Here is a 25072-nt window from a genome sequence, read left to right on the forward strand (position 1 = left end):
CCTCAAACGCCTGCAGGATTGGCGACGTCCTGCCCCAGGTCTTTCAGATCCTGGTAGCGGTCGCCAATGCGGTGATGCGGACGTCCGCCGACCGAAGCGCCGAGAGCCACGACGATCTCGTCGGAAGCAGGCGCGTCTGGGATCGACGTCTGGATGGTCAGATAGTGCGAGCGGCGGCCTTCGTCATTCTTGTCCATCAGCGGGATCATGATCGGCGCGTTGGCAGGGCCGCGGGTATTACAGAAGGCGAGATAGGACTTGGCGCCGACGGCCTGGCGATAGAAGTTGCCGAAGCGCAGCGTATGGATGAGCGCGGACGCATGTTCGATCTCGCCATCCAGGCCGACAACGGCCGATTTTCCATAGGCTTCGACAGCATCGCCCGATCCGACGGCATCGATGATCATCTTGGTCAGCAATTCGCCAAGCACCGGCGCGCTCGCCTGAATCTCGGGCTTGAGGTCTTCGACGAAGCCCTGCCCCGCCCAGGGGTTCTTCACGATAGCGTAGGCGGAGAACAGCCTCAGCGGCACGGCCGCGGCCTTGCCGCCTTCGATCAGCGTCGTTTCGATCTGCAGTCCCGTCTTGCGAATTTGAATGGTCACCTGAACACCTCAATCTCGTTAATGCGTATTATGGTATACCATAGTATCGGACTGTCAAGTTCGTTATGCGCGCGGCCTCGACAGAGCCAAGCGCCTTTCAGGATATTCGCCAGAAAACAATAGATTACTGCTTCGCCAGCTTTATCCGCATGGGCCACCACGGCATTTACCCCGGCTGCCAACTTCGAGGCGCACTAAGTCGCTTAGTCCCAATAATCTCTTCGTTCCTGTCCATTGTTGTCAGCTGACACAGCCTCTGCGCACGGCGGCCCACGGGCTCGCAAGGAGGCTGCAAGGCAGAAGGATCCAAGCCCATGCCATGTCACCTTAGATATTATTTATTATGGCATACCATCACATCGGACAAACTGGGTGTCAAGCGGGAGTGGAGACTCTCCGGCATGGTGACCACGTATGATGATAGAGTCGATCGTGCGAATGCTTCGCCCGCTTGCTTTGGAAGCTGGGGCGATTGCCCGAGGTTACTCGGCGGACTTCTTGGCCGACAGCACCGCTTCGGCAATCGCGCTCGCGGCAGCAACATGTTCCATCGCCGCCCGGTAAGCGCCCTCGCCGTCGCCACGACGGATGGCGTCGACGATCTTGGACATCTGCGCCGGCCCTTCGATGCCGCGCCTCTCCGTCTTGATCGTCATCGAGCGCAAGTGGTTTATGCGCACGGTGAGGAGATTGACGACACCCCAGGCAACGTGCCTGTCGACCATCGTGAACAGCGTCTGGTAGAAGGAAGAGGTGTTGGCCAGCACTCCTGCCATATCGTTGTCGCGATAACTGTTGCGGATCCCGGTAAGGGCTTCCTCCAGCGCGGCGACGATTTCGGGACTGCTGCGTTCCGCACAGAGCCGCGCCGCCATGCCTTCGAGCGCCCCACGGATTTCATAGATCTGTTTGGCTTCCTCGATGTCGAGCTGCGCGACGATCGGTCCCTTGTTCGGCCGATTGGCGACCAGACCTTCCGATTCCAGGTGCCTCAGAACCTCGCGCACCACCGTGCGGCTGACGCCGAGCTGGGCGCAGAGGTCACGCTCGACAAGTCGATCGCCAGGACGGAAATAGCCGTTCACAATGGCTTCGCGCACTTTGTCGAGTGCCAGCTCCCGCAATGTCTTCGCAGGACGCTCGACCCTGATTGCTGCGTCCTTGAAAGCACCGCTCATTCTGCACCTCAGAGTTGGACCGACTTCGCACGCTCAAAATCCCGCGGCGGCCGAATTCGAAAATCGTATTATGGCGTACCACACACTGTAGCTGTCGGCGGCCGGCAATTCAACAAGCACCGAACCGAACCTGGGGATAGCCGGTCTATGCCTCGGCCGCCGGCCGCTGCGCGACGATCTCTTCGACCACGGCCCTGGCCTGCACCCGAATGTCGGGGACGGCCGTAATTTCCCAGAATTGTCCCGCCGTCAAGGCGCCCACCGCAAACAGCCGGACAGGCGAGATCCGGGATGACCCTATAACCTCGGAAGCGGCATCCACCTGAATGCCGAGGCCGAGAGGATCGGCGGCGATCAGCTGAGACCGGCTCATTTCCTTCAAAAGCGGTGAATGGCTGATCCCGGCGCGCTCCATTCCCGTGCAGTTGATCAGCCAATCCGCCTTGATTGCGGCGAGATCGCGTGTCGCTCTGACCCTGTATCCGGCAACGAGCCTGCCCTCCTCGGCCTCGAGCGATTTCAGGAAGCCGGCATGGAAGCGAACGGTTCCTTCCGAGACAAGTTGGTCGAACCTGTCGAACACGTCAGGCGCGACCCGGTGACGGTGGATGTTCCACCATGGAAGCGCATGCCTGAGAAAACGAGCCCGCTCCTTGCTGGAAAGCCGTCGCCAAAGAACGTGCGTTTGAGGTCTCAGGCCATCCATCACGCTTCGCCAATCGTCGACCGCCCTACTCTTTTCCCGCAAGCTCTTCAATATGCCGCTGATCGTACCGGGAAGCGCCTCCACGTCGATCGGCAGAGGCGCGGGGGATGTCTTCGCATGCCCGAGCGGCGCAAGCCCGCGGCGCGAAAGCACGTCGATCCTGCCTCTATAGCCGTGAGCGCGCAGAGCCAGAACCTGATCGATCATCGTCAGCCCGGAACCGAGGATGCAGACCGTATCGGACGATGCAACGCGTCTCAGCCAGGAGAGCCGCCACGGGTTCTCGACGATCCGCGATCGCACCGACAGGGACACGCCAGCCGGATCGATCGGCAGGTTGGCGTTGCCGACGCCAAGACAGAGCACCACGTTCCTGCCGGCAATCTCGTCGCCATTGCCGAGATGGAAGGCCAGAGTGCTGTTGTAACGTTCCACGCATCCCGCCGCCTTGGCCCGGATGAAATCAACCCGACAGCGGCCGTCCCGCTTCCGAAGCAGCTGCGCGAGCGTATCCCTGACATAGAGACCGTAATCGCTGCGCGAGGCGAAATCGCCGGCCTGCAGCCGCCGTCCGCGATTTTTCAACCAGTCGACAAAGTCGTCGGGCTGATGCGGCATCAGGCTCATCCGGCCCGCGGGCACGTTGAGACGATGAAGATAGAGTTCCGTCCGGTACGCCGTCCCGCGGCCGAAGCCGGGATCGTCGCCAACGACGGCAACCGTCGCCGAAGCTGGAAGCTGCTCGATGAGATTACAGGTTACGGCAATCGCCGAAAACCCGGAACCGACCACGATAACATCGTATATCAACGCATTCTCCCTGAGGGTGTGCACCTTGGCTCCTGCCGCTCACCCGTTCCGGGGACCGCGCAATCGGCAGAATCACGAAAACAAGTGTCTCTATAGTCTATAAATATAGTTTGTTATTCCTCCCGCTAGCCCGTTCTCAACCACTACCCTTTTGAGGGTGAGATCAAGGGCCCGGATGTGGCCCTGAACAAAGGGGCTCAAGATGAATTTCAGAAATTTGATTGCCGCGATCGCTGTCGGCGTCGGCACTCTTGCAACGGCTGTTGTCGCCGAGGCGGCGGACAACAAGGTCGTCGTCGGCTATCAAACCGACGCACTGCCGTCATCGGTCGCGATCGCCAATGGCGAATTCGCCAAGACCACGGGATATGAGATCGACTTCCGCAGGTTCAATTCGGGCGCCGAAATCTTCGCCGCCATTGCCTCCGGCGATGTCCAGGTCGGTTATGTCGGCTCCAGCCCGTTCGCGGCCGCCGTCTCGCGCGGGCTTGAGGTTAAGGCCTTTTATCTCGCCTCCATCTCGGGCATCGACGAAGCGCTCGTCGTCCGCAACGGTTCCGGCATCGAAAGCCTGAACGATCTAAAAGGCAAGAAGCTTGCCGCCGCGCCCGTGTCGACGGACCATTATCAGCTGCTTGCGCTGATCAAATCGCTGGGCCTGACCGAAAAGGACGTCCAGGTCTTCGCAATCCCCCAGCCGGAGATCGTTGCCAGCTATAACCGCGGCGATATCGACGGCGGCTTCGTCTGGGATCCGGCGCTCACCGAACTGAAGAAGAACGGCAAGGTCCTCGTGACCTCCAGGGACGTGGCGGACAAGGGCGCGCCGACCTTCTCGGCCTGGGTTGCGACCTCGAAGTTCGCCGCCGACAATCCGGAATTCCTCAAGGGCTTCGCCTCGGTCGTCACCAAATACTACGCATCCTTCGCGGCTGATAAATCCGCCTGGGGTCCCGACAGCGACAACGCCAAGTCGCTCGCCAAGCTTCTCGGCGGAACGCCCGAGCAGCAGGCCTCGGCCTTGAAGAACCTGACGCTGCTCACCCCCGACGTTCAGGCATCGGACGCCTGGCTCGGCGGCGGAGAAAAGGCAGGCGCCGGCAAGATCCTCAAGGACACCGCATCCTTCCTGAAGGAGCAGGGCAAGGTGTCCGGCGTGCTGGACAATTACGGAAGCTTCGTCACCGCGGACGCGCTCGCCGGCGTCAGCAACTGATCCTCCCCGACGCCGGCGCGGCTTGCCGCGCCGGCGTCCAACGTGCGAGTTCCCATATGCTTAAAGTCGACCACGCCAGCGTCTTCTTCGCAGCCCGCGACGGGCGAACCGTTCACGCGCTCGATCGCGTGTCTTTCGATATTCCCGACCGCGGTTTCGTCGTCGCACTCGGAGCCTCGGGCTGCGGCAAATCAACCCTTCTCAACGCCATTGCCGGTTTTCTTCCGCTTTCGGATGGCCGCATAACGCTCGACGGCGGCAGCGTCGAACGTCCGGGCGCCGATCGCGGCGTCGTCTTCCAGAAGGACTCGCTGCTGCCTTGGAAGTCCGTCCTCGACAATGTCACGCTCGGCCTGAAATTCGCCGGCATAGGCCGGAGGGAGCGGCAAGCGCAGGCCCTTGAACTGCTCCGGCTCGTCGGTCTTGCCGAATTCGCCGGCGCCTTTCCCTATGAACTGTCGGGCGGCATGCGCCAGCGCGTCGGTATCGCGCGGGCTCTGGCCACCAATCCCGATATCCTGCTGATGGACGAGCCGTTCGGCGCGCTCGACAGCCTGACACGCGAGCAGATGCAGGAGCTGCTGGTTTCCGTCTGGAGTAAGACGGCAAAAAAGATTTTCTTCATCACGCATTCGATCGAAGAGGCCTTGTTCCTGGGCACTGAGGTGCTCGTCATGTCGCCCCGGCCAGGGCGCGTCGTTGCGCGCTTCGATCTCGATTTCATCAGACGCTTCGCCGAAACCGGGGATGCCCGTTCGATCAAGGCCTCGCCGCAATTTGCCGAGCTGCGCGAAGAGATCCGCGCCATTCTCCACAGCACCGAAGACTTGAGGAGCGTTGCATGAGCGATATAATACAGGCTCCGCCGATTGCGGCCCACACCAAGGACCATCAGGTCAAGCTAGTGAAAATGGCCGGCCTCGGCGCCGGTGAAAAATCGACGGTGGCGATCAGTATCGCCACCGCCCTCGCCATATTGCTGCTGTGGTGGTTCGTCGCCGCGCTAGGCGTCGTTCCGCACCTGTTTCTGCCGCGTCCGGACGAGGTGCTGACGCAGATCGGCGTCATCTATCGCGACGGCTATGCGGGGGCATCGCTTTCCGAGCATGTCTCTGCGAGTTTGTTCCGCATCGTGGTCGCTGCCCTCATCGCCATCTCCGCCGGCATTCCGCTCGGATTGCTGATGGGCTTGAACCGCTGGGCAAAAGGCGTGCTCGACGCGCCGATCGAATTCTACTGGCCGCTTCCACCCCTCTCCTACCTGCCGCTGATGATCATTTGGCTCGGTATCGGCGAGACGTCGAAAATCACGCTGCTGGTGCTTGCAATGTTCGCGCCGATCTGCCTCTCGGCCCAGGCCGGCGTTCGTTCGCTGCCCATCGAGCGCGTCAATGCCGCCCTTTCGCTGGGCGCGAGCCGGCTGCAGCTCTTCCTCGACATCGTCCTGCCGTCGGCCCTTCCCGAGATCCTCACCGGCATCCGCATTGCGCTCGGCGTGGGCTGGAGCACGCTGGTCGCCGCCGAACTGATCGCATCCACGCGCGGAATCGGCTTCATGATCATGTCGGCCTCGCAGTTCCTGGCGACCGACGTCGTCTTCGTCGGCATCGCCATTATCGCGATCTGCGCCTTCACCTTTTCGGCCGCCATCCGCTTCCTCGAGGCCTTCCTTGTGCCGTGGAAAGGTAAGCTCTGAAAGGGCAATTCAGTCGCTCCCTCAGTTTACGACGCGTAGAGTCAGGGTGTTAGCAGCATTCCTTGTGCGTCCGAAAGGACGCACGGCGCGCTCAGTCTCAATGCACCGTAAACCTGGCCGCCTCGGTTCGACGACGCTCCAGACTGCGTATCAGCATCGCCGCTTCCCTCACAATCGCCGAGAATGTCGCATCGTCGGCCTCGGCGATCCTTGTTGGTCATGTCGCGGATGATCGTCGTCAGATGAATGAGTGACTGGCGGCTCTGCGCATCGTCCGGTCCAAACTGGCTATCGGCCATGCGAACGAGCGCATGCCACTCCATCGTCTACCGGCGCCTGCTTCTCGGGTCGGCATTCGGATCTTCGCTCAGGCGCAGGAGATCGGCGACGTATCAGACCTTCCGGCTCCATTCACATCGCAAAGGCCGGCGACGCGGAAGCGATATTGCGTCGACCCCGCGCCTGCGTTTTCAAGCCTTCCAGCAGCCGGTAACCGTTGCGCCAACGGCCGAAGCCGCTCGCGATGTTGATATGTCCGGCAAGGCCGATATTCCTGGTCTCGGCGTTCCACAGGCGGCCGAACAGGGTCAACCGGTCGACGGCCATGTAAGCATCGTTCATGCTGCCGACGACGACGGAAGGAAAAGGCAAAGGCGCTGTCGGCATCTCGCCGAACGAGATATGCCCCGGATGCAGAATTTCCGTGACCGCCAGGTCGCATGGCGCAACAAGCAATGCCGCCTTCACGCGGCACGCGGCGCTCCGTCCGGCGAGCCGGGCGGCCAGCAGGCATCCGAGACTATGGGCAACCAGATAGGCCTCGCCAGCCTCTTCGAGTGCGCTCTCCAGTCGAAGCAGCCAGCGGTCAAGGTTCGGATGGTCCCAATCGTCCTGGGTAACACAACGACTGCCCGGCTGGTCCTGCAGCCAGTGCTGTTGCCAATGTCCTTCAGCCGAACCGAACAGGCCGGGAAGAATGAGCACATCACTCATCGAATCAACCCGATCACCAGCGCGAATAGAAATGTGAATGAGCCCGCTATCGTACAGATCCCGGCCGCATGCCGGAATCGCGACATAAGACTTCCCGTTGCTCTTACAGCAGCGTGCCGGCGGAGGCCGGTCTCGATGACGATTGCCATCATACCACCTCCTCAATACCAAAGGCCGGGTGTAGCGCCCCAATAATGAAGTTCGTATTCGCGTGCAGACCGGTCGCGCTCTTCGTCGCGGATGAGCAATTCGTTTTGAAACTTTCGCGCTGGCTTCAGATCAAGGAAGCGGCTGATCGCGAGCTTCAGCCAGAAGGGGAAATCAAACCTCATGCGAACCTCCTGTCTGAAACTGATGTTCTTGGCGAAAGCGCGCCGCATCAACCGGACTCATGTGGAGCGCTTCTGATGTCGTTATCCCAAAACCGCTACGCACTTTTGGGCGAGCCGCATCAGGAAATCAGCGAATGACGTCGCGCATTGGCGAGAAGATCGCCAAGCGGTGCGGTCGGTCCGTAGAGCATCAGCAGGCGGTTCTCTTCCCGCTTGGCGAGGCGATAGCGCCGGGCGAATTCGAAGACACTCCACATCTGCTCGCCCGCTTCGGGCCTTTCCGCATCGTCCGGCGCCGTCTTTTGAGATCGGAGCATGGCGGCGACTATTCGGCCGCCGCCAGTGCCGGCTTTACTTCGGGGAAGAAAGCCGCCAATTCCCTGACCACTTCGCCGATCCGGTTCGAAAGCGCATCCGAAGAGACCGCGTAGGCGGTAAAATCGCGATCGGAGGCGTAAACGGCAGTCGGCAACGTATGGGCCATGAAGAAGCCGAACAGCGGTCGAAGCTGATGCTCGACCATCAGCGCGTGCCGGTCACCGCCGCCAGTCGCCGTGATGATGATCGGCTTCGCCCGCAGTTCGTGCGGGTCGATCAGATCGATGAGGTGCTTGAAATGCCCGGGATAGGAGCCCTTGTAGGTCGGCGAGCCGATGATCAGGGCATCGGCCTGCACGATCTCGTCGAGGACGCGCCTCGCCTGCTCGTCGAGGTCCTTGCGCCATAAGGAACTGCCCAGGGAAGGACCGACATCATTGAGATCATAGGTCTTGCTCGTAAAGCCATATCGATTGCTCGCTCGTTCGGCAACATGCCGAACGAGGGCCAGTGTCTTCGATGGACGATTGAAGCTGCCAGCAATGCCGACGAGTTTGAAACCTGACATCAGTTTTCCTCTCTGTAATTGCTTCAACTATTGTCTACAAAAATGATAGATTAAAGGAATGGGCGTCTCTCCTTGCTCGCCAGGGTGAAAAAATATTCGTCTTCGCCTCGATTGATTGCGCCTAAGGCCTGTCGCCGCCGAGATGACGTTCGAGGAAGGGCAAATTGTCCTGTCCCCAATAGAGGTCACCGTCGTAGAGGTAGCTTGGAAAGCCGAAGACGCCGCTGTCGCGCGCATGCACCCGATCCGCCGACCACTTGTTCTGGACATCGTCATCGGCCTGCCGCCTGAGAAGTGCTGCGCCATCGAAACCAGCCGCGTTAACGATCGCCTCGCGCACATCGGGCTTGCCGATATCCTTCGCCTCGCTCCAGAAGGCATGCTGCAGGGCACGGGCGACGCCGATCCAATCCTGCCCGTCGAGATAGGCGGCGATCACGAAGAGAGAGGCGGGCGTGGGATCGCTGAGCTCCGGGCGATGTTCGAGCCGCAGCTCCTTGCCGCGCACGCGCGCCCAGCGTTTGAGGTCCCGCGTCCAGTAGGCACGGCGGATTTCCGGACGGTTGCGTGAAAATATGCCGCCGTTTTCTTCGACCACCGTCGTCAGATAGGGCGTAATGACCACGTCGTTCTTCGCCGCAAGTTCGGTAATGGCGTCGAAGCCGATGTAGGACCAGGGCGAGCCGATCGAAAAGAAGTATTCTAACGTTTTGGTCACTGATGAAAATTCCTCGTAAAGCGATTGTTCTGGGGTCGATTGTTGGCGATCAAATCAGGAAGCGGCCCGAATTCCGGGTTGCGCTTTCCATCCGAGTTCGGGTGCGATTGCCGTCACGAAATCGTGGAGGATCTGGCGATATTGCTCGTGCTCGAACTCGTAAGGGAGTTCTAGCCTCAGCTCGCTGACCTCAGGCAGGATCGGATCGGAAAAGAGCCGCTCCAATATCTCCTCCGACGTGCCGACGATATCCCGGGCGAACAGGGTGCGCCGCTCGCCCTGCGGCGAGAGCGTCCGCTCATGGCGGCCATCGGCATAATCGCGGTAACGGCGGCGTGTTGCCGCATCGGCGCTGTCGAAAGGCACGATGACGCGGCCGAGCGCGATACGGCGCTCAGTTCCAGAGGCGCGATAGGTTTCGATCAGCCTGGATTGAGCGACGAAGAAATCATCCGTCCCCTCCCCGGTGATCACATTGCCTGTCAACAGATTGAAGCCGTTGCGGCCTGCCCATTCGGCCGAGCGCTGCGACCCGCCGCCATACCAGATGCGGTCGATCAAACCTTTGGCAAAAGGCTGCAGGCGCGGCCGCTGCGGGCCGAATGGCGTCTTGATGAAGGTCTGCTCGTCGCCGATATAGCTGCCGCGCAGATTGCCGGCGAAGCGCAAAACGCGATCGTGGGAGAAATCGTAGCTCGTCCAGTCCCCGTCGAAGGCGAGGGGGCCAATCAGCTCGGCGTGCAGCGGCCGGCCGGCGCTGACGCCGATATTCAGCCGCCCGCGCGAGAGGACATCGACGGTCGCAAGGTCTTCGGCCAGCCGATAAGGGCTTTCATAACCGATCGGAATGACCGCCGTTCCGAGCTCGATCCGGCTGGTGCGCTGTGTGGCCGCCGCCAGGAAGGCGCTCGCCGAAGAAATCCCCGGCTCCAGATGCCGCTGGCGGACCCAGGCGCTTTCGAAGCCCAGCTTCTCGCCATATTGCAACTGCTGGAGCGTCTGCTCCAATCCCGATAAGGGATCATCGTCGGGATAATTGCCGGGGGTGAGAAAGCCGATATGGCTGATGGATATATCGCGGCCGCTCATGTCATGCCTTCCGTTCAATATTTCGGCAGGCCGGGTGGGTTGGTCTCGGATGCCGGCAAAGCTTCCTCGGAAAGGTGCCAGTGCTCGAGGATTTTGGCGTAGGTGCCGTCCTTGATCAGGCCGTTGGTGGCGATGGTCAGCGCGTTCGCCAGCCCACTTCCCTTGCGGGTGGTAATCGCGACATCCGAACGATCCGGCCAGCCGGCGCTCAGCGTGCCGACCCGCTTGATGTTCTTGTCGCGCGCGGCGATGAAGACGAGCTGGGCGTGCGGCTGGACGATGACATCTGCCCGGCCGGAACGCAGCGCGAGCAGGCTCGCCGCCTCGTCATCATAATATTGGAGTTCGATCGGCTTCAGGCCCGCGGAGACGTCCTCTTCGCTCCACTTCACCAGAATGCGCTCCTGGTTGGTGCCGGCGCCGACGATGATCCTGAGGCCGGCCGCATCCTTCGGCTCCTTGATCGAGCTAATGGGGCTGTCGGATTTCACGAAGATACCATGCAGGCCCTGGCGATAGGTGGAGAAATCGAACTTCTCCTTGCGCTGCTCGGTCACACCGACATTGGAGATGACGGCATCATATTTGCCGGAGGTCAGGCCGAGCGGCCAGTCGATCCAGGCGACCGGGACGATCTCCAGCGTTAGGCCGAGGCTATCGGCAATGGCATAGGCATAATCGGGATCGGCCCCGACCACGGTTTTGGCATCTGTCGCATAGGTGGAAAGCGGAGGGCCGCCGGGACTGACGGCGATGGTAAACTTGCCCGGCGTGACGAACTTGAAGTCTTTCGGAATGGCAGCGATCGCCGCATCGTTCCTGGCGGCATGAAGCCTGCCCGGCTGCCGCGGGCTGAGGTCGAAATCATCGGCCGCACGGGTTGCGCCGAAGAAATGGCAGAACGCCATGGCCGCAATCAGCAGGGTGCGGAATGCCGGAAAGGCAATCATTGTCTTCAATCTCCAAATTAGCAGGCAGGAATGGTCGGCAGGAATACTGCCGGCCGGATAAGGATAAGGATCAGGAGCCGCTCTTCGGCAGGCCTGGCGGGTTGGTCTGGGCCTTGTCGATTGCCTCGGGACCGAGATTCCACGTATCGAGGATCTTCTTATAGGCGCCGCTGGCGATCAGATCGTTGACGACATCAGTCACGGGCGCCGCCAGCCCGCTGCCCTTGCGCGTGGTGACCGCGATCTCGGCCGTGATCGGCCAACCGCCGCTGACCGTGCCGACGAGTTTGGTCTTGCCATTGATGCCAGCCGCATAGGCCTGCGTCGCGTTGACGCTGAAGACGGCGTCGGCCCTGCCGGACTGAACGGCAAGATCCTTGACCGCGTCGTCGTCGTAATATTGCACCTCGATCGGCTTCAAGCCGGTCGCGACATTCTGCCGGTCCCATTCCAGCAGGATCTTCTCCTGGTTGGTGCCGGCATCGGTGATGACCTTCAGGCCGGCAATATCCTTCGGCTGCTTGATCGAGCTAATCGGATTATCGGCCCTGACGTAGAAACCGAGCTCATCCTTGCGGTAGGTCGAGAAATCGAATTTTTCCTTGCGCTCTTCCGTGACGGTCACGTTCGAGATCACCGCGTCGAACTTGCCCGAAGTGAGCCCAAGCGGCCAATCCGCCCATGCTACGGAAACGAGGTTGAGCTTCAGGCCAAGGGTGTCGGCAATCGCCTGCGCGAGATCGACGTCATAACCGATGACGGTCTTGGAATCGGAAGCGTAGTCATGCAGCGGAAGATTGCCGCTCGAACTGATCCCGACGGTGAAGACGCCGTTTTCGACGAACTTGAAGTCCTTGGTTTCGGCGATACGCTTCTCGTTCTTTTCCACCCGCAGCCGGTTCGGCTGTTCAGGGCTGAGATCGAACTTCTGCTGCGCCTGAGCGGAACCGAAACCGATCGCTGCAATGGTGACGGCTCCCGCTATCAGAAGCCTTGCTCTATCTGTAAATGTCACACCCCTTCTCCACTTCATCTTAGGGTTGCAGTTGTTGTCATTCGACCGGAGCAGCCCGTCGCGGCCCGGCATTTCGCCAGCGCTTTCGGCGCTAGAGAACTTTGGCGAGGAATTCGCGTGTTCGAGGATGTTCCGCTTGCGTAAAGATCCGGGCCGGTGGGCCGGCCTCCAGGATACGGCCGCTTTCCATGAACACGACAGTGTCGGCGACCTCACGGGCAAAACCGATTTCATGGGTGACGATGACGAGCGTCGTGCCGGTGCGGGCCAGCTCCTTGATGACATCGAGCACTTCGCCGACGAGTTCGGGATCGAGCGCTGAGGTCGGCTCATCGAAGAGCAGCACCTTAGGGCGGAGCGCCAATGCCCGGGCGATCGCAACTCGCTGCTGCTGGCCGCCCGAGAGCTGGCGTGGATAGGCGATGATCTTGTCGCTGAGGCCGATACGGGCGAGGAGTTCCTGCGCCAATTGCACGGCTTCCTCGCGGCCGATGCCGCGAACCTGGATCGGCGCCTCGATGAGGTTTTCGAGCACGGTCAGATGCGGGAAGAGATTGAAGCTCTGGAAGACCATGCCGATATCGGCGCGGCGCTTGAGGATATCCTTCTCCTTGAGCTCATAGAGCGTATCGCCCTTCCTGCTGTAACCGACGAAATCACCGTCGACGGAAATGAAGCCCTCGTCGACACGTTCCAGATGGTTGATGGAGCGCAGCAGAGTCGATTTTCCCGAACCGGAGGGACCGAGGATGGCGGTCACGCTGCCGGCCGGCAGGTTGAGTTCGACATCATCGAGCACTTTCAGCGAACCGAAGCTTTTGGAGATCGCGTGGATGCGCACTGCACCGCCTGTCCGCAGCGCCGTCCTATCATGAAAATCGGGATTGCGCGCGCTATCGGTCGTGTTACCGAGAGCCGGCACCGGACGGCGGAAGCGCTCCAGGAATGCCTGGAAGGGCAGCGGTGTCGGGTTGCGCACCGCGCCTTTGGAGAAGTAGCGCTCGATATAATACTGGGCGACCGACAGCACGGTCATGATGATCAGATACCAGACCGTTGCGACCATCAGCAGCGGAATGACTTCGAGATTGCGGCGATAGATCACCTGGACCGTGTAAAAGAGCTCCGGCAGCGCCAGCACATAAACGACGGACGTGCTCTTGGCCAATCCGATGAGTTCGTTGAAACCGGTCGGCAGGATAGAGCGCATGGCCTGCGGCAGCACGATGCGGAAGGCTTGCCGGCGGCGCGGCAGACCAAGGGCGGCCGCGGCCTCCAGCTGCCCATGATCCACCGACAGAATGCCGCCGCGGACGATCTCGGCGAAAAACGCCGACTGGTTGAGCGTGAGGCCGAGATAGGCGGCGGCAAAAGGCGTCAGCAGCTGCACGGTGGGATAGCTGAACAAGACCGTATCGGTGAAGGGAACCCCGATCCTGATCGTTTCGTAGAGGTAGCCGAGATTGTTCAATATCAAGAGCAGCACGATCATAGGGATCGAGCGCAGCAGCCAGATGTAGCCCCAGGACACGCCTGATAGCAGCGGCGACTTGGAAACACGGGCGAGCGCCAGAGCCGTTCCGAGAATAGAGCCGGAAACGGCGGCGAGCGCGGTCAGGAGCAATGTCCTGCCAAGACCGACGAGCACCGGCTCGGCAAAGAACCATTCGGCAAAGACGCCCCAACCCCAACGCGGATTTGTGAAGGTGGAATAGAGCACGGCGACGATGACGACAGCGGCGAATATCGTGCCCGCCAGCCGCTCGGGATGGCGCGCCGGCACGATGCGGTAACGGGAAGTGTCCTGCCTCGGTTCTGCCGTCCTGCTGGCGGGCTCGAGGCCCGCAAAATCCGTCGTCAGTGCCATTGTTGTTTCCCTTTTATGAATGTCGGTCTTGCCGTTTCAGAGATTTGCCCCGGCCACCTTCAGGCGCGGTTCGCTTTCCAAAGCCGGCGCAGCGAGATGGGTGATGTCCTTCTCGAAGGGCAGGCTCTTGTAGATCTCGGGATCGGCAGCCGTGTCGAAGAGCGCGGTGTAGCCATAATTCAAATAAAGACCGACGGCCTCGGGCTGGCGGAAACCGGTCGTCAGATAGATCCTGCTATAACCCTGGCGGGCCGCCTGAGCCTCCAGCTCCACCAGCACCTTGCGCGCGAGGCCCTGGCGGCGCAGGTCGGAGCGCGTCCAAATACGTTTGAACTCGGCCGTGCGATCGTCGTAATGTTTGAAGGCGCCGCCGCCGATGGTTTCGCCATTCCGGATCAGCAGCAGAAAATTGCCATGGGGCGGCGCGAAGGCTTCGGGGGGATAGCGGGTGAGCTCGGCCGCAGCGCCTTCGGAATTGAAATAATTGCCGTAGCGGCTGTCATATTCGTAGATTAGCTCGTCGATCAGCGGCTTGGCGCGGGGATCGAGAGTGGTCGTATAGAGAAACGTATCGCTCATATCGTTCGTCACCCGTTGTCTTCAGTGAGGAAGGTTTCTGCGAGCCGCACCCAATAGCGGGCGGCCGGCGCGATGATCGCGTCGTTGAAATCGTAGTGAGCGCTATGGAGAGCAGCGCTGTCGCCATTGCCGACGAAGAGATAGCTGCCGGGATTGGCCTGCAGCATGAAGGCGAAATCCTCGCTCGCGGTTCTCGGCCGGAAATCCTTCTCGATCGCGGCAAGGCCGAGCGCGTCATAGGCGACGTCCCGGGCAAAAGCCGTTTCTTTTGCGTGGTTGACCAACGCCGGAAAGCCGAGCCGGTAATTCACATCCGCCTCGGCGCCGAAGCTTTCGGCCTGGGCGCGGGCAAGGGCCGGAATGCGCTCCTGCAGCAACTGGCGAACCGTCTCGCTGAAGGCCCGCATGGTGAGCTTCATCTCCACGCTTTCCGGGATCACGTTCGAGGCGGAGCCGGCATGGATCGAGCCGACGGTGGCGACCGCCATGTCCTGCGGATCGACATTGCGCGAGACGACGCTTTGCAGCGCGGTGATGAAGGAGGCCGATGCCAGCACCGGATCGACGGCGCGGTGCGGCTCAGCACCGTGGCCGCCCTTGCCGACGATCCTGACGACTGCCTGGTCGACCGACGCCATGGCGGGGCCGGTGACGAAGCCGAACTGACCTGCCGGGACGCCCGGCCAGTTGTGCAAGCCGAAGACCGCATCGACGGGAAAACGGTCGAACAGCCCTTCCGAGATCATTTTGCGTGCGCCGGCGCCGATCTCTTCGGCCGGCTGGAAGATCAGCCTCAGCGTGCCGCTGAAATTGCCGCTCGCTGCGAGATAGCGGGCGGCGGCAAGCAGGATGGAGATATGGCCGTCATGGCCGCAGGCATGCATGACGCCGGGGTTGCTGCTGGCATAGGCAAGGTCGGTCGCCTCCTCGATCGGCAGTGCATCCATATCAGCCCGGATGCCGAGCCGCTTCTTGCCTTTGCCGCGCCTGAGGGTGGCGACGATACCGGTGCCGGCAATGCCCGTCGCCACCTCATAGCCCCAGGAGGAAAGGCGGGATGCCACAAGCTTGCTGGTGCGAAGCTCCTGGAACGCCAGCTCGGGATATTGGTGCAGATCGCGGCGAAGCGCGATGATTTCATCGAGATAACGGGCGATGCCGTTCTCGACCGGATCGTTGCTGCGCGGGTTCTGAGCGATGAGGTCCATGGCGGTTCGCCGGCGCCTCAGGCGCCGACAGCCTTTCCGCGTTCGAGCTCATCCGCAGCGGCCGCATAGCGGCTTTCGCGGAAGGGCAGGCCCAGATGATCGCGCAGCGTCTCGCCCTTCAGGACAGGATCGAAATAGCCGCGCTCAATGAGAATCGGCAGGACATATCGGGCGAAATCGTTGAAGCCTTCGGCGATGACGGGGAAGCCCAGGATGAAGCCGTCGGCGGCGCCATGATCCACCCAGCGGATGATCTCGTCTGCAATATGCTCGGCGGTGCCGATGAAGGCGGTGCGCGGCGTTGCTGAATCGAGCGCGACCTGGCGGAGCGTCAGCCCTTTTTCGCGCGCCGTCCTTTTGATGCGATCGGTTGTGGCGCGGAAATTGTTTCTGCCGACATCGCCGAGTTCGGGGAACGTCTCGTCGAGCGGATAGACGCTGAAATCGTGATGATCGAAGAAGCGGCCGAGATAGAGGAGTGCCTCATCGATCGTGACGAGGTTGCGGATCGCCTGGTATTTGGCTTCCGCCTCCTCAGGCGTCGCGCCGACGATCGGCCCGATGCCCGGATAGATACCGACTTCCGCGGCACTGCGGCCATGCGCAATCACGCTGTCCTTGAGCTGGCGGTAGAAGATCTGCGCCTCTTCGAACGGCCCGCCATTGGTGAAGACGGCATCGGCATGTTTGCCGGCGAGCCTGATGCCGGAATCCGAAGCACCGGCCTGAAAGACGACCGGTTGCCCCTGCTTCGAACGGCCGATATTGAGCGGCCCCTCGATGCGGAAAAAGCGGCCCTTATGGTTGAGGCGATGCATCTTCGCCTTGTCAACAAAGACGCCAGTCTCGCGATTGCGCACGAAAGCATCGTCGTCCCAGGAATCCCAGAGACCTTTGATCGCGTCGATATAATCCTCAGCGATCTCGTAGCGCAGCTCATGTTCGGGATGTTCGCGGCTGTAATTGCGCCCCGAGCCTTCGAGCGGCGAGGTCACCGCATTCCACCCTGCCCTGCCGCCGCTGATGAGATCGATCGAGGCGAACTGGCGGGCGATGGTGAAAGGATCGCTGTAGGAGGTCGAGACCGTGCCGACGAGGCCGATCTTCGAGGTGGAGGCCGCCAGCGCCGAGAGAATGGCGATCGGCTCGAACCGGTTGAGGAAATGCGGGATCGACTGCTCATTGATATAGAGCCCGTCGGCGACGAAGGCGAAAGCGATGCCAGCCCCTTCCGCCTTGCGCGCCGTCTCGACGAAGAAGTCGAAATTGACGCTGGCATCGGCCGGTCCGCTCGGGTGTTTCCAGGCATTCATATGGCCGCCTGGGCCCTGCAGCATGATGCCGAACGTGACGTGTTTCTGAGCCATGGGATCGATCCTCCTTGAAAGAGGTCAGGCGACGAGGGAAAGCCGCTCGGCAGCGAGCAGTTCGATGGAGGCAAGACGATCGGCAGTTGAAAGCGCCGGCGTGTCGAGGACGAACTCGTTGACGCCGTAGCGGCGGTGAAGCTCATCCAATTCTCCGCGGATCTGCTTGGCTGTGCCGTGGAGCACGCTCGGCACCTTTTCCTCGATGCGGTAGTCGGTGACGCCCGCCTGGCGGACAAATTCGGCCGCCTGCTCCTCGCTGCCAACATTGACGGTCTGGCCGTTCGGCAGGAACACCTTGACGATGCGCAGTTTGCCGACCCGCTCGCGGGCATAGTCCTCGCTTTCGGCGGCAAAGGCTGCGAGCGCGAGGATCGGGCGCTTGCCGCCGGATGCCTGCTCATAGGCCTCGAACGTCTTGTTGAGATTGTCAGGATCCCCGTTCAGGTGGCCAGCGAAGACGAGTTCCCAGCCCTTCTCGGCTGCGAGTCTGGCGCTTTCGACGCTGGCGCCGAGCAGAAACCGTTCCGGAGCCGTCGGCGGGAAAGGGGTCGCCTGCGCGCCGGCGTAATTGGGGTCGGCAGCGAGATAAGTGTTGAGATCGGAAAGTTGGCTTGCAAAATCCGGCTTCCTGGACGGATCGACGGCGAGCTGCAGCGCGCGCGTCGCCAGCGGAAAACCGCCCGGCGCCTTGCCGACGCCAAGATCGACGCGGCCAGGCGCAAGCGAAGCTAGTAGATTGAAGATCTCGGCAACCTTGTAGGCGCTGTAATGCTGTAGCATGACGCCGCCGGAGCCGACGCGGATCTTGGAGGTCCTGGCGAGAAGGTAGGCGATCAGCGCCTCCGGAGCGGAGCTCGCCAGGTTGGACATGTTATGGTGTTCGGCGACCCAGAAACGGTGATAACCAAGCTCCTCGGCCCGGCTGGCGATCTTTACCGTAGCCCTCAGCGCATCGGCGGCGGAAAGGCCCTGTTCGATCGGGCTTTTGTCGAGAAGGCTGAGGAGGTAGGTCATGACGCCACGATCCGCTCAATGGTTGCAAAGTTTAATCTATAAAATCAGTAGACAAAGTTGTAAGAAATGACATTCTCTTTCGGAGCCGCTGAGGGGAAAAAAGAGGCGCGCATGACGCCTGAGCCGCATGTTCGGATGACTGGCCTGAACTCTTCCAATCGACCATTTGATGATCTATATTCTGGTCGAAAGGGAGAACCGCATGAAGCTGTCAGAACAGGTCAAGCCGATCAGCTATCTCAAGGCGCACGCGCCCGAAATCATCCGGACGCTGAAAGACAACCCGCAGCCTGTCGTCATTACCCTTCACGGCGAGGCAAAAGCGATCCTTCAGGATGTCGGCCAATATGAAGAAACACAGGAGACCTTGGCACTCCTGAAGGTGCTGGCGCTCACCAATCGGCAAGTCGAGGAAGGTAAGACGCGCCCCGCTGCGGAATCCTTCGCGCACATTCGCAAACGTCTGGCCGACAGCCAGTCCTGATGCCCTATCGTGTTCTTTTCGCCGAAGACGCGGAGCGCGACGTCGAGGATCTCTATCGTTTCATCGCCGGTCGCGACGGCACCGAAACGGCGGAACGCATCCTGACGGAAATCGAGAACGCTTGTGCCGATCTCGAAGAATTCCCCGCCCGCGGAAATATCCCAAAGGAACTGGCCGGCATCGGCATCTCCGAATATCGGGAACTGCACCAAAAACCCTGGCGTATGATCTATCGTATCATCGGCACAGACGTCATAGTCTACTGCGTGGTCGACGGACGCCGCGATATGCAGGCTTTCCTGGAGCGAAGGCTTATTCGCTGAAACTCCGCACATCGCCCCTCCCCCGTTTCGACATGTTTCGCCGGCATCCACCGACCACCGGCAACCGTCCAGACCTATCCAACCTTTCGGCCAGCCGGCGCATTTGCCCGCAGGAGCGCCATCAGCATCGGGCCGATCGCGAACTCTCCCTTTTCACTTCGCCGCGTCAGGTCGCGAAGATAACCACCGGCTGAAGTGATGTGGCCTCCGCGTTCCAGAATGCATGCCATCACGGTCGCCGCGTTCTCAGCGCCCATCACATTTGCCGCCTCTTCATAGGCCGACGGACTGACGCCCAGCATCGATCGAACCGTGACGGCGGCGCTCATCAGGTCGCGCCAGTTGCGGATCACGCCATCCGGCCCGTAGGCCAGGATTTCCGGGCAGGCCTGCAGAACCAGGCCAAGCGGGAAGGATTTCAGGCCGCCGGCATCATGGCGACCGCCCGGCCCCCCGTCTTGCCGTTCCTCCGGCCTGGTCATCTCGGCATCCTGGTGCTTCTTCCCTTCCATCGTCACGGCCCCTCGCCCATTGTCTTGCGCCGCCGCTGCGCCCTGCTTCGTTTCGAAGCTTGGTTCAAGTTCAGAGGTGGATTCGGGGTTTGAATTCTGTATGTGACGCTCGGTATAACGGGCATTGCCGCGCTGTTTTGTTGATTTAATTTGAGTTTCCAGCCGGTTAAGGATCTCTGCCCGAAGTCCTGTCAATTCATCCAGCATCTGTTCGAGCTGGGCTGTCGTCGGCGACCTCGGCAGGCCTTCGACCAAGTCCCGAAATTCCTGATGCAGCCCCTGCCAATCCCCTGGTACGTCCTCCTCGACGGCCGCTTCGATCAGTTTCGCGATATCACGGCGGCAAAGGGTGATGCGCTCGCGCAAGCGCTGGACGTGCAGCCGCTCGGCCATCACCTCGGCTGCGAGCTGCTCGATCTCCTCGGCCCGGGCAAGCAGTGGCGCCAGCGAGAAGCCGAAGGCCTCGTTGATCTCCCCTGCCCTGTCCCTGCGGACATAGCGCTTGCCGTTGGGACTGTCCTTGCGCAACAGAAGCCCCGCCTCGACCAGTGCGGCAAGATGGCGCCGCACCGTCTGTTCGGCCATGCCATGCGTTCGGAGCGACAGCTGGATATTTGACGGGAAGACAATCAAGCCGTTTTCCTGGGCCAGCTCGTTCTTCGGGTAAAAGCTCAACAGCGCATTGAGCACGGCAAGCGCCCGATCGGTGATGCCGAGCAGCGGCTTTGCTTCGCACAGCGCACGAAACAGTTTCCATTTAGCGACCGACTGATCAGGCTTGATCTCACCTGCCATGACCTGGTTTGCGAGCATTCCAAGCGTCATCGACCGCCGCCCAAAGGGCGTCGTTATACTTCCAGTTTCCATCTCTTCCACCTCGACGAGGCAAAAGAAATCCGCTCACCTAAACGGCGCCAAAAACTCTTGACAGCGATTCTCGGAAGTGCGATTCTCGGAGGTGTTCAAGACTACGAGGAAAGCTTCCGTGACGGTGACGTTCGGGGGCTTTTTTCTTTTGCGCGTTATCTCCTGTTCAAATTGTCAGCTGACAATTAGTCTAACTGACCTCATTTTCCTTCATTTTCCTCTTCAAATTCGGCGGCGAGGACTGCCAACCGCCGAGCCAGGAATTCCGAAAATGCCGCCGATTTGACGGTGATGCGAAAGCTCTTGCCCGAGCGGCTCACCGAAGCAAGCGTCCCGCCGCTTTGCGTCCGAAGCGTCTGTTCGACCCGCTGCGGCGTACCCTTCTCCTCCAGTGCCTTCCAGATGACATCGAAGCGGCTATTGCTCTCCAGTGTTGGGAAAGCGCCGGCAGCGATTGCCGCCTGCACCTTCTTCCGCCCGCCTGTCTCCCTGAATTTTTCAGCAAAGGCCAACCAGCGGGGGCGCCCCACCTTCGGCGCGGGTCCGATGGCAAGAATGATCTCGGGATCGATCGTCTGCGCCACCTGCAGCAGCCGTGACGTTTCCGGTTTATCCGTCGCCAGCGCCTGAGCAATCATGTCGCGACTGAAGCCATGTTCATCCATGCGTCGCGCAAACAGCGCCCGTTCGATGAAGCTCAAGTCGACACGCGGGCCGTTCTCCTGACCCTGCGCGAGAATCAGCTCTTCATCCGTGAGCTTGCGCACCACCGCCTTGACGGGAACACCGATCTCCGCGGCCGCACGCAAGCGCCGGTGGCCATAGGCGGCCTGGTAATACCCAGCCTTTACCGGGTCCGGACGCACGAGGATCGGAACTTGCTGTCCGCTTTCCTGGATCGACTGCTTCAATCGCTCGAACTCGGGATCCTTGTCGACTGGGATGCGGTCGCGGATAAAGGACATTTCGACGACAGCCGCATCGATCTCCAGCACTTTGTCACCAGAGGCGAGGGACTCACGCAGGGCCTTGGCGGCTGCTGCTTCCTCTCCCAACCGTCCCAGCGACAGGTTCATCGCCTTGACAGCACCCGATGGTCGATGCGGCGGCGGCGCGCTTGGCGTCTCCGGCCGCGCCGGTTCGACGGCGCCAACCATGCTCTTCAGGATATCGCGACCTTTTGGGCTCATGTCCTGCTCCATGCACTGCGGATAAGTTGCTCGACCTCGGCATTGACGTTGTCGACGGATTCGACGCCGCGGTCATAGGTCTGGCGATGCATCGTCTCGCGGCCCGCCTCGTAGATCGTCTGCTTGGACAGGCCAGCGTCCGAAACCGCCGTCGACTTCACCATCATCGAGGTCAGCACACGCTCGCCGAACAGGCTGCGCAGGAAGGCGACGATCTGCGCCTGCGGACCGTCATTGGACTCATAACGGGTGATCAGATAGCGCATCCAGTCATATTCGAGATTGCCGCCTGCCTGCTTGACGACGGCCAGAAGGTCGGAGGTCATCGTCAGGAACTGGTTCATCGACGCCACGTCGAGCATCTGTGGGTGGACAGTGATCAGCACGGCAGTCGCTGCGCAGAGAGCAGACAGCGTCAGAAAGCCGAGAGTAGGGGGGCAATCGATGATGACGACGTCGTAGCTCTGCTCTAGCGAATGCAGGGCATTGCCGACCCGCATGAAGAACATGTCCTTGTCGTCGCGATTGCTGTCGGCCAGCGCCTTCGGGGTATCGTGCTCGAACTCGTGCAGTTCGAGATTACCCGGAATGAGATCGAGACCGGGGAAATAGGTCTGGCGGACGATATCGGCCACGTCGCGGCGCGTATCGTCATATTTGATGGCGCCGTAGAGCGTCTCGTTTTCACCGACGTCGAACTCCGGCTGATATCCGAGCATCGCCGACATCGACGCCTGCGGGTCGAGGTCGACGGCAAGCACGCGATAGCCGCGCAATGCCAGGAACTGCGCCAGATGGATTGACGTTGTCGTCTTGCCGGATCCGCCCTTGAAATTGGTGACGGCGATGACCTGGAGATGGTCGCCCGGCCGACGCGTCGGCAGATAGGAGGGTTTGGTGCGCCCCAGATGCTGGCGCATCGCATGGATTTCTTCGAGCGAGAAGACAAGGCGGCCCGCCGCAGTCTTTTCGGGATTGATGCTTTCCACCTGGGCGGTGAGGTGGCGAACATAGCTGTCGGTGACGCCGAGCAGCTTGGCGGCTTCGGTGCTGCTGAACCGCCGCAGCGACTTACGGGCATTGGGCGAAAACAACCGCTCAAACAGCACCTGGAGTTGACTGCTGAGTATCGTCGAGTCCTGCGCAATCGTCTCGTCGATTGAGACTTGACTCGCTCTTCTGGCTTTCTCAACAATCGCGGCCTTGGTCGGCATTCACGCAAATCCTGATAAATCGGGCAATTTTGCGCAAATGATCGTGAGTCTGGCGATTCCGTCAAGCGGTTTCTTGGTTAGCCAATATATAACACACTGAATTCGTCGAAAAAATTACGTGGAATTCCGGAATCTTAGCGCGATTGTCAGCTGACAATGGCAGCGACACCGCATCGGCCGAAGCAGCCGACCCTATCGCAAAGACTTCCGAACCTTCGCCGACCCACCGTAGGAGTAATCGCCGCCGCTTGGTACAAACAGGATCAGGCAGATGCCGTTCTTATTTATAGGCAGACGAACGGCAAAGGCTCTCGGCCTCCAGCCCGCGGACGGGCTCGACGGCGGAAGACTTGCCATTTGCATCTTGGGATTCGGGATCGCGGCGTGACGGAACAAGGCCGAGCATTTGTTCGAGACGGCCTGCATTGATCGGAGCGCTTATTCCCTTGAAGTTCATCTTATATCTTTCGTCTGCAGGTGAGCTTGCGTGACGTGGAGATAAGCGCAATTTGAACGCACGGAGAACCGCCCGCCGATGTTATCACCATCTTTTGCAGTTGTGAGGCAGAAAAGGGCAGGGGCCAAACCAAGCATTCCTCCCGAGATAACTGCGACAACGACAATGCGCGGCATACTCGACAGACACGCCGAACCGAGTTCTATTCGGACCGTACGCATTGCCAGAGTCGCGACTTGTGTCCGCGACTGAGCCGCTCCCCGGAATCATCTACTACGACGGGGGCCAGCCGAATGTCGGCGCGATGAACCGATCGGCCGCAGTCAGATGCTGACAGGAACAGTTGGCGTGACGGACATTACAAGCGCAATGAATGTGAGGTTTGCCCAGCGCTATGCGAATCACGCCGGGACGGTTATCATCGGGTTCAGCAAGGGCCCCACGTACCTGTCTCTGCTGAAACCGGCACTCTCCCTAGCGGAACTTACGGGTGCCTTTGCTTCCGTCTACGGAATTCCTCGTTGTTTACCCGTTATTTACCATAAGGCTACACAACGGCAGTTGCCGGCCGCTTTCCCGTCTTTGATCTGCTATCACGCTTTCATTCCCTCACGATTGGTAAAATGGGCATTGCCCAACCCTGTTCCGATGGTCAGCACCGCCCACCTCGAAACGTCCTCCATGAAAGGGATCTGCGACAAGCCCTGCACGACGGCGTCATTGTGCATCATCACGAACGTGCTGTGATCGCCGATTGAGGGAATGGCCTTCATCAGTGCGGCGGGAAGATTGAAGTTGTCGCTTTCCCAATTGCCGCCTGGCAGGTTCTGTCCGCCGCGTTCGATCGAGCCGTCTGCCTTGATGATGCCGGGACAGCCGATGCCGATGATCGGAGCCGGCTTCAGATTGGCCTTTTCCGCCTTGTCGATCAATTCCTGTAGCATCGCCGCCATTCTTTCCACCGTCGCACTGCGGCTCGGTTCGTCGTCGGCGTGGCGCCAGATAGTCGATTCCCAGACGCCCGCATCGGCAAAATGGGGGCTTTTTTCCTTTCCGAACTCGACGACGCCGGCACGGACATTCGTGCCGCCGATATCGACGGCGAGCATCGCTTTATAGCCCTTGAACATCCAGGGCGGCATGAGGTGGACGGAGCCGATCAGTCCCGCCTCGTCGGGATGGTGGACGATCGGGAGGACCTCGATATTGATCCCCGCCGCCTTGAGAAGAACCATGGTCCTGGCGATTGCCAGCTCCCCGAAGCGGCTTTGCCTGAAGCCGCCGCCGACGACGATGCGCTCCGTCTTGCACCAGCGCTCGTCCTTGAGGAACTTGCCGATGACCTCGGCAAAATCCTGCGCGAAGTCCTCCACCGCCCCCATGACCAGTGCGGCGGCCTCCATATCGTCCCCTTTCAGCAGAGACTCGATCTTTTTCTTGGAAAGCTTAGCTGTCGCAACCTTGCCGATCGGGTCATCTCCGAATTTGCGGACGTGTTTTCTCCAATCGTCGAGCTTCTGCTGGAAGGTCTTCTTGTTGGCGTTGTCGCCAACAAAGCCGTTCTTGTCACGCAGTTCATTGTTGTAGTCGTCGATCGTCACCAGCGGCAAAACAGTCGCGCCATGCGCCAACGGCGCTGTAATCTCCTCGCTATTCTTGGAACTGCTTTTGGCCATCAATTTACCTTTACGGCACGAGTGCTTGAACGGGCAGCGAGATTAAACGCTGACCCGCCTTTGGATGTTCCAGTGCCGGCCACGTCATCTTGTCCTTGCCGGCGGGCGACCTAGGTT

General features: G+C 60.5%; 25 protein-coding genes and 1 pseudogene. 6 read left to right on the forward strand and 20 right to left on the reverse strand.

Features of this window, described 5'->3' with window-relative positions; translation table 11 throughout:
• Positions 1 to 2: 2 nt before the first annotated feature.
• The 3 genes from GGD53_RS21625 to GGD53_RS21635 all read right to left on the reverse strand — a co-directional run bounded on the left by GGD53_RS21625 (position 3) and on the right by GGD53_RS21635 (position 3299).
• A complete protein-coding gene (locus GGD53_RS21625) occupies positions 3 to 605 on the reverse strand; it encodes an amino acid synthesis family protein (RefSeq protein ID WP_184458908.1) in 603 nt (200 codons plus the stop codon).
• Between the two features lie 482 nt (positions 606 to 1087).
• Entirely contained in the window at positions 1088 to 1783 is a 696-nt protein-coding gene (locus GGD53_RS21630; RefSeq protein ID WP_184458909.1) for a GntR family transcriptional regulator, read from the reverse strand.
• Positions 1784 to 1928: 145 nt separating this feature from the next.
• The gene (locus tag GGD53_RS21635) at positions 1929 to 3299 is read right to left on the reverse strand and encodes an FAD/NAD(P)-binding protein (protein WP_184458910.1); all 1371 of its coding nucleotides are present in this window, start codon (positions 3297 to 3299) and stop codon (positions 1929 to 1931) included.
• Between the two features lie 202 nt (positions 3300 to 3501).
• Here GGD53_RS21635 and tauA point away from each other — a divergent pair, with 202 nt between their 5' ends.
• Genes tauA through GGD53_RS21650 form a run of 3 tightly spaced genes read left to right on the forward strand, consistent with a single transcriptional unit; the run spans position 3502 to position 6211 of the window.
• On the forward strand, positions 3502 to 4515 hold the full coding sequence (gene tauA / locus GGD53_RS21640; RefSeq protein ID WP_184458911.1) for a taurine ABC transporter substrate-binding protein: 1014 nt from the start codon (positions 3502 to 3504) through the stop codon (positions 4513 to 4515).
• A gap of 56 nt (positions 4516 to 4571) precedes the next feature.
• Complete coding sequence (locus GGD53_RS21645; protein WP_184458912.1) at positions 4572 to 5360, forward strand: taurine ABC transporter ATP-binding protein; 789 nt, start codon at positions 4572 to 4574, stop codon at positions 5358 to 5360.
• Positions 5357 to 6211, forward strand: a complete 855-nt coding sequence (locus GGD53_RS21650; RefSeq protein WP_184458913.1) for an ABC transporter permease subunit — start codon at positions 5357 to 5359, stop codon at positions 6209 to 6211. The genes GGD53_RS21645 and GGD53_RS21650 overlap by 4 nt, the downstream gene beginning before the upstream one ends.
• 97 nt (positions 6212 to 6308) lie before the next feature.
• Here GGD53_RS21650 and GGD53_RS31915 read toward each other — a convergent pair.
• Positions 6309 to 6588 (reverse strand): annotated as a pseudogene (locus GGD53_RS31915) (hypothetical protein).
• A 34-nt stretch (positions 6589 to 6622) separates the two neighbouring features.
• Complete coding sequence (locus GGD53_RS21655) at positions 6623 to 7204, reverse strand: RBBP9/YdeN family alpha/beta hydrolase (protein ID WP_184459010.1); 582 nt, start codon at positions 7202 to 7204, stop codon at positions 6623 to 6625.
• 194 nt (positions 7205 to 7398) lie between these two features.
• Here GGD53_RS21655 and GGD53_RS21660 point away from each other — a divergent pair, with 194 nt between their 5' ends.
• Positions 7399 to 7674 (forward strand): hypothetical protein, encoded by a 276-nt coding sequence (locus GGD53_RS21660; protein WP_184458914.1) that lies wholly within the window; start codon positions 7399 to 7401, stop codon positions 7672 to 7674.
• Here the strand turns inward: GGD53_RS21660 and GGD53_RS21665 are convergent.
• The 11 genes from GGD53_RS21665 to GGD53_RS21715 all read right to left on the reverse strand — a co-directional run bounded on the left by GGD53_RS21665 (position 7656) and on the right by GGD53_RS21715 (position 18232).
• The gene (locus GGD53_RS21665) at positions 7656 to 7853 is read right to left on the reverse strand and encodes a hypothetical protein (RefSeq protein ID WP_184458915.1); all 198 of its coding nucleotides are present in this window, start codon (positions 7851 to 7853) and stop codon (positions 7656 to 7658) included. The two genes, GGD53_RS21660 and GGD53_RS21665, sit on opposite strands and share 19 nt — an antisense overlap.
• Before the next feature lie 8 nt (positions 7854 to 7861).
• On the reverse strand, positions 7862 to 8422 hold the full coding sequence (gene msuE / locus GGD53_RS21670) for an FMN reductase (protein WP_184458916.1): 561 nt from the start codon (positions 8420 to 8422) through the stop codon (positions 7862 to 7864).
• A gap of 121 nt (positions 8423 to 8543) precedes the next feature.
• Positions 8544 to 9140 (reverse strand): DsbA family protein, encoded by a 597-nt coding sequence (locus tag GGD53_RS21675; protein ID WP_184458917.1) that lies wholly within the window; start codon positions 9138 to 9140, stop codon positions 8544 to 8546.
• A 54-nt stretch (positions 9141 to 9194) separates the two neighbouring features.
• Positions 9195 to 10229: an LLM class flavin-dependent oxidoreductase gene (locus tag GGD53_RS21680; protein ID WP_184458918.1), complete on the reverse strand. Its 1035-nt coding sequence runs from the start codon at positions 10227 to 10229 to the stop codon at positions 9195 to 9197.
• A 14-nt stretch (positions 10230 to 10243) separates the two neighbouring features.
• Positions 10244 to 11179: an ABC transporter substrate-binding protein gene (locus GGD53_RS21685; RefSeq protein WP_184458919.1), complete on the reverse strand. Its 936-nt coding sequence runs from the start codon at positions 11177 to 11179 to the stop codon at positions 10244 to 10246.
• 70 nt (positions 11180 to 11249) lie between these two features.
• Positions 11250 to 12194, reverse strand: a complete 945-nt coding sequence (locus GGD53_RS21690; protein WP_184458920.1) for a transporter substrate-binding domain-containing protein — start codon at positions 12192 to 12194, stop codon at positions 11250 to 11252.
• Positions 12195 to 12285: 91 nt separating this feature from the next.
• Positions 12286 to 14061 carry an amino acid ABC transporter permease/ATP-binding protein gene (locus GGD53_RS32185; RefSeq protein WP_184458921.1) on the reverse strand — a complete coding sequence of 592 codons (1776 nt, stop codon included), beginning with the start codon at positions 14059 to 14061 and terminating at the stop codon, positions 12286 to 12288.
• 36 nt (positions 14062 to 14097) lie between these two features.
• Complete coding sequence (locus GGD53_RS21700) at positions 14098 to 14652, reverse strand: GNAT family N-acetyltransferase (RefSeq protein ID WP_184458922.1); 555 nt, start codon at positions 14650 to 14652, stop codon at positions 14098 to 14100.
• Positions 14649 to 15848 (reverse strand): M20 aminoacylase family protein, encoded by a 1200-nt coding sequence (locus GGD53_RS21705; protein WP_184458923.1) that lies wholly within the window; start codon positions 15846 to 15848, stop codon positions 14649 to 14651. Before GGD53_RS21705 ends, GGD53_RS21700 begins: the two co-directional genes overlap by 4 nt.
• 17 nt (positions 15849 to 15865) lie before the next feature.
• The gene (locus GGD53_RS21710; RefSeq protein WP_184458924.1) at positions 15866 to 17215 is read right to left on the reverse strand and encodes an LLM class flavin-dependent oxidoreductase; all 1350 of its coding nucleotides are present in this window, start codon (positions 17213 to 17215) and stop codon (positions 15866 to 15868) included.
• 24 nt (positions 17216 to 17239) lie between these two features.
• Complete coding sequence (locus tag GGD53_RS21715) at positions 17240 to 18232, reverse strand: LLM class flavin-dependent oxidoreductase (RefSeq protein ID WP_184458925.1); 993 nt, start codon at positions 18230 to 18232, stop codon at positions 17240 to 17242.
• Positions 18233 to 18434: 202 nt separating this feature from the next.
• On the opposite strand from GGD53_RS21715, the gene GGD53_RS21720 reads away from it, so the two are divergent.
• Together GGD53_RS21720 and GGD53_RS21725 are read left to right on the forward strand one after the other, a co-directional pair.
• Positions 18435 to 18716 (forward strand): type II toxin-antitoxin system Phd/YefM family antitoxin, encoded by a 282-nt coding sequence (locus tag GGD53_RS21720; protein WP_184458926.1) that lies wholly within the window; start codon positions 18435 to 18437, stop codon positions 18714 to 18716.
• Positions 18716 to 19039 (forward strand): type II toxin-antitoxin system RelE/ParE family toxin, encoded by a 324-nt coding sequence (locus GGD53_RS21725; RefSeq protein ID WP_184458927.1) that lies wholly within the window; start codon positions 18716 to 18718, stop codon positions 19037 to 19039. Before GGD53_RS21720 ends, GGD53_RS21725 begins: the two co-directional genes overlap by 1 nt.
• Positions 19040 to 19113: 74 nt before the next feature.
• On the opposite strand, the gene repC is transcribed toward GGD53_RS21725, so the two are convergent.
• The 4 genes from repC to GGD53_RS21745 all read right to left on the reverse strand — a co-directional run bounded on the left by repC (position 19114) and on the right by GGD53_RS21745 (position 24955).
• Complete coding sequence (repC, locus tag GGD53_RS21730; RefSeq protein ID WP_184458928.1) at positions 19114 to 20418, reverse strand: plasmid replication protein RepC; 1305 nt, start codon at positions 20416 to 20418, stop codon at positions 19114 to 19116.
• A gap of 200 nt (positions 20419 to 20618) precedes the next feature.
• Positions 20619 to 21608, reverse strand: a complete 990-nt coding sequence (gene repB, locus GGD53_RS21735) for a plasmid partitioning protein RepB (RefSeq protein ID WP_184458929.1) — start codon at positions 21606 to 21608, stop codon at positions 20619 to 20621.
• On the reverse strand, positions 21605 to 22822 hold the full coding sequence (gene repA / locus GGD53_RS21740) for a plasmid partitioning protein RepA (RefSeq protein ID WP_184458930.1): 1218 nt from the start codon (positions 22820 to 22822) through the stop codon (positions 21605 to 21607). Before repA ends, repB begins: the two co-directional genes overlap by 4 nt.
• Positions 22823 to 23872: 1050 nt before the next feature.
• Positions 23873 to 24955: an ROK family protein gene (locus tag GGD53_RS21745; RefSeq protein WP_184458931.1), complete on the reverse strand. Its 1083-nt coding sequence runs from the start codon at positions 24953 to 24955 to the stop codon at positions 23873 to 23875.
• Between the last annotated feature and the right edge of the window lie 117 nt (positions 24956 to 25072).

The sequence above is a fragment of the Rhizobium aethiopicum genome (genome assembly GCF_014197535.1).
Classification (GTDB): Bacteria; Pseudomonadota; Alphaproteobacteria; order Rhizobiales; family Rhizobiaceae; genus Rhizobium; species Rhizobium aethiopicum_A.

Bases quoted from the DNA above. Each gene is read 5' to 3' on its own strand.
- msuE (WP_184458916.1), bottom strand. From the start codon at position 8,422: ATGTCAGGTTTCAAACTCGTCGGCATTGCTGGCAGCTTCAATCGTCCA.
- GGD53_RS21660 (WP_184458914.1), top strand. From the start codon at position 7,399: ATGAAGTTCGTATTCGCGTGCAGACCGGTCGCGCTCTTCGTCGCGGAT.
- GGD53_RS21665 (WP_184458915.1), bottom strand. From the start codon at position 7,853: ATGCTCCGATCTCAAAAGACGGCGCCGGACGATGCGGAAAGGCCCGAA.
- GGD53_RS21630 (WP_184458909.1), bottom strand. From the start codon at position 1,783: ATGAGCGGTGCTTTCAAGGACGCAGCAATCAGGGTCGAGCGTCCTGCG.
- GGD53_RS21680 (WP_184458918.1), bottom strand. From the start codon at position 10,229: ATGAGCGGCCGCGATATATCCATCAGCCATATCGGCTTTCTCACCCCC.
- GGD53_RS32185 (WP_184458921.1), bottom strand. From the start codon at position 14,061: ATGGCACTGACGACGGATTTTGCGGGCCTCGAGCCCGCCAGCAGGACG.
- repB (WP_184458929.1), bottom strand. From the start codon at position 21,608: ATGAGCCCAAAAGGTCGCGATATCCTGAAGAGCATGGTTGGCGCCGTC.
- repC (WP_184458928.1), bottom strand. From the start codon at position 20,418: ATGGAAACTGGAAGTATAACGACGCCCTTTGGGCGGCGGTCGATGACG.
- GGD53_RS21645 (WP_184458912.1), top strand. From the start codon at position 4,572: ATGCTTAAAGTCGACCACGCCAGCGTCTTCTTCGCAGCCCGCGACGGG.
- tauA (WP_184458911.1), top strand. From the start codon at position 3,502: ATGAATTTCAGAAATTTGATTGCCGCGATCGCTGTCGGCGTCGGCACT.
- GGD53_RS21685 (WP_184458919.1), bottom strand. From the start codon at position 11,179: ATGATTGCCTTTCCGGCATTCCGCACCCTGCTGATTGCGGCCATGGCG.
- repA (WP_184458930.1), bottom strand. From the start codon at position 22,822: ATGCCGACCAAGGCCGCGATTGTTGAGAAAGCCAGAAGAGCGAGTCAA.
- GGD53_RS21655 (WP_184459010.1), bottom strand. From the start codon at position 7,204: ATGAGTGATGTGCTCATTCTTCCCGGCCTGTTCGGTTCGGCTGAAGGA.
- GGD53_RS21710 (WP_184458924.1), bottom strand. From the start codon at position 17,215: ATGGCTCAGAAACACGTCACGTTCGGCATCATGCTGCAGGGCCCAGGC.
- GGD53_RS21650 (WP_184458913.1), top strand. From the start codon at position 5,357: ATGAGCGATATAATACAGGCTCCGCCGATTGCGGCCCACACCAAGGAC.
- GGD53_RS21705 (WP_184458923.1), bottom strand. From the start codon at position 15,848: ATGGACCTCATCGCTCAGAACCCGCGCAGCAACGATCCGGTCGAGAAC.
- GGD53_RS21715 (WP_184458925.1), bottom strand. From the start codon at position 18,232: ATGACCTACCTCCTCAGCCTTCTCGACAAAAGCCCGATCGAACAGGGC.
- GGD53_RS21725 (WP_184458927.1), top strand. From the start codon at position 18,716: ATGCCCTATCGTGTTCTTTTCGCCGAAGACGCGGAGCGCGACGTCGAG.
- GGD53_RS21720 (WP_184458926.1), top strand. From the start codon at position 18,435: ATGAAGCTGTCAGAACAGGTCAAGCCGATCAGCTATCTCAAGGCGCAC.
- GGD53_RS21745 (WP_184458931.1), bottom strand. From the start codon at position 24,955: ATGGCCAAAAGCAGTTCCAAGAATAGCGAGGAGATTACAGCGCCGTTG.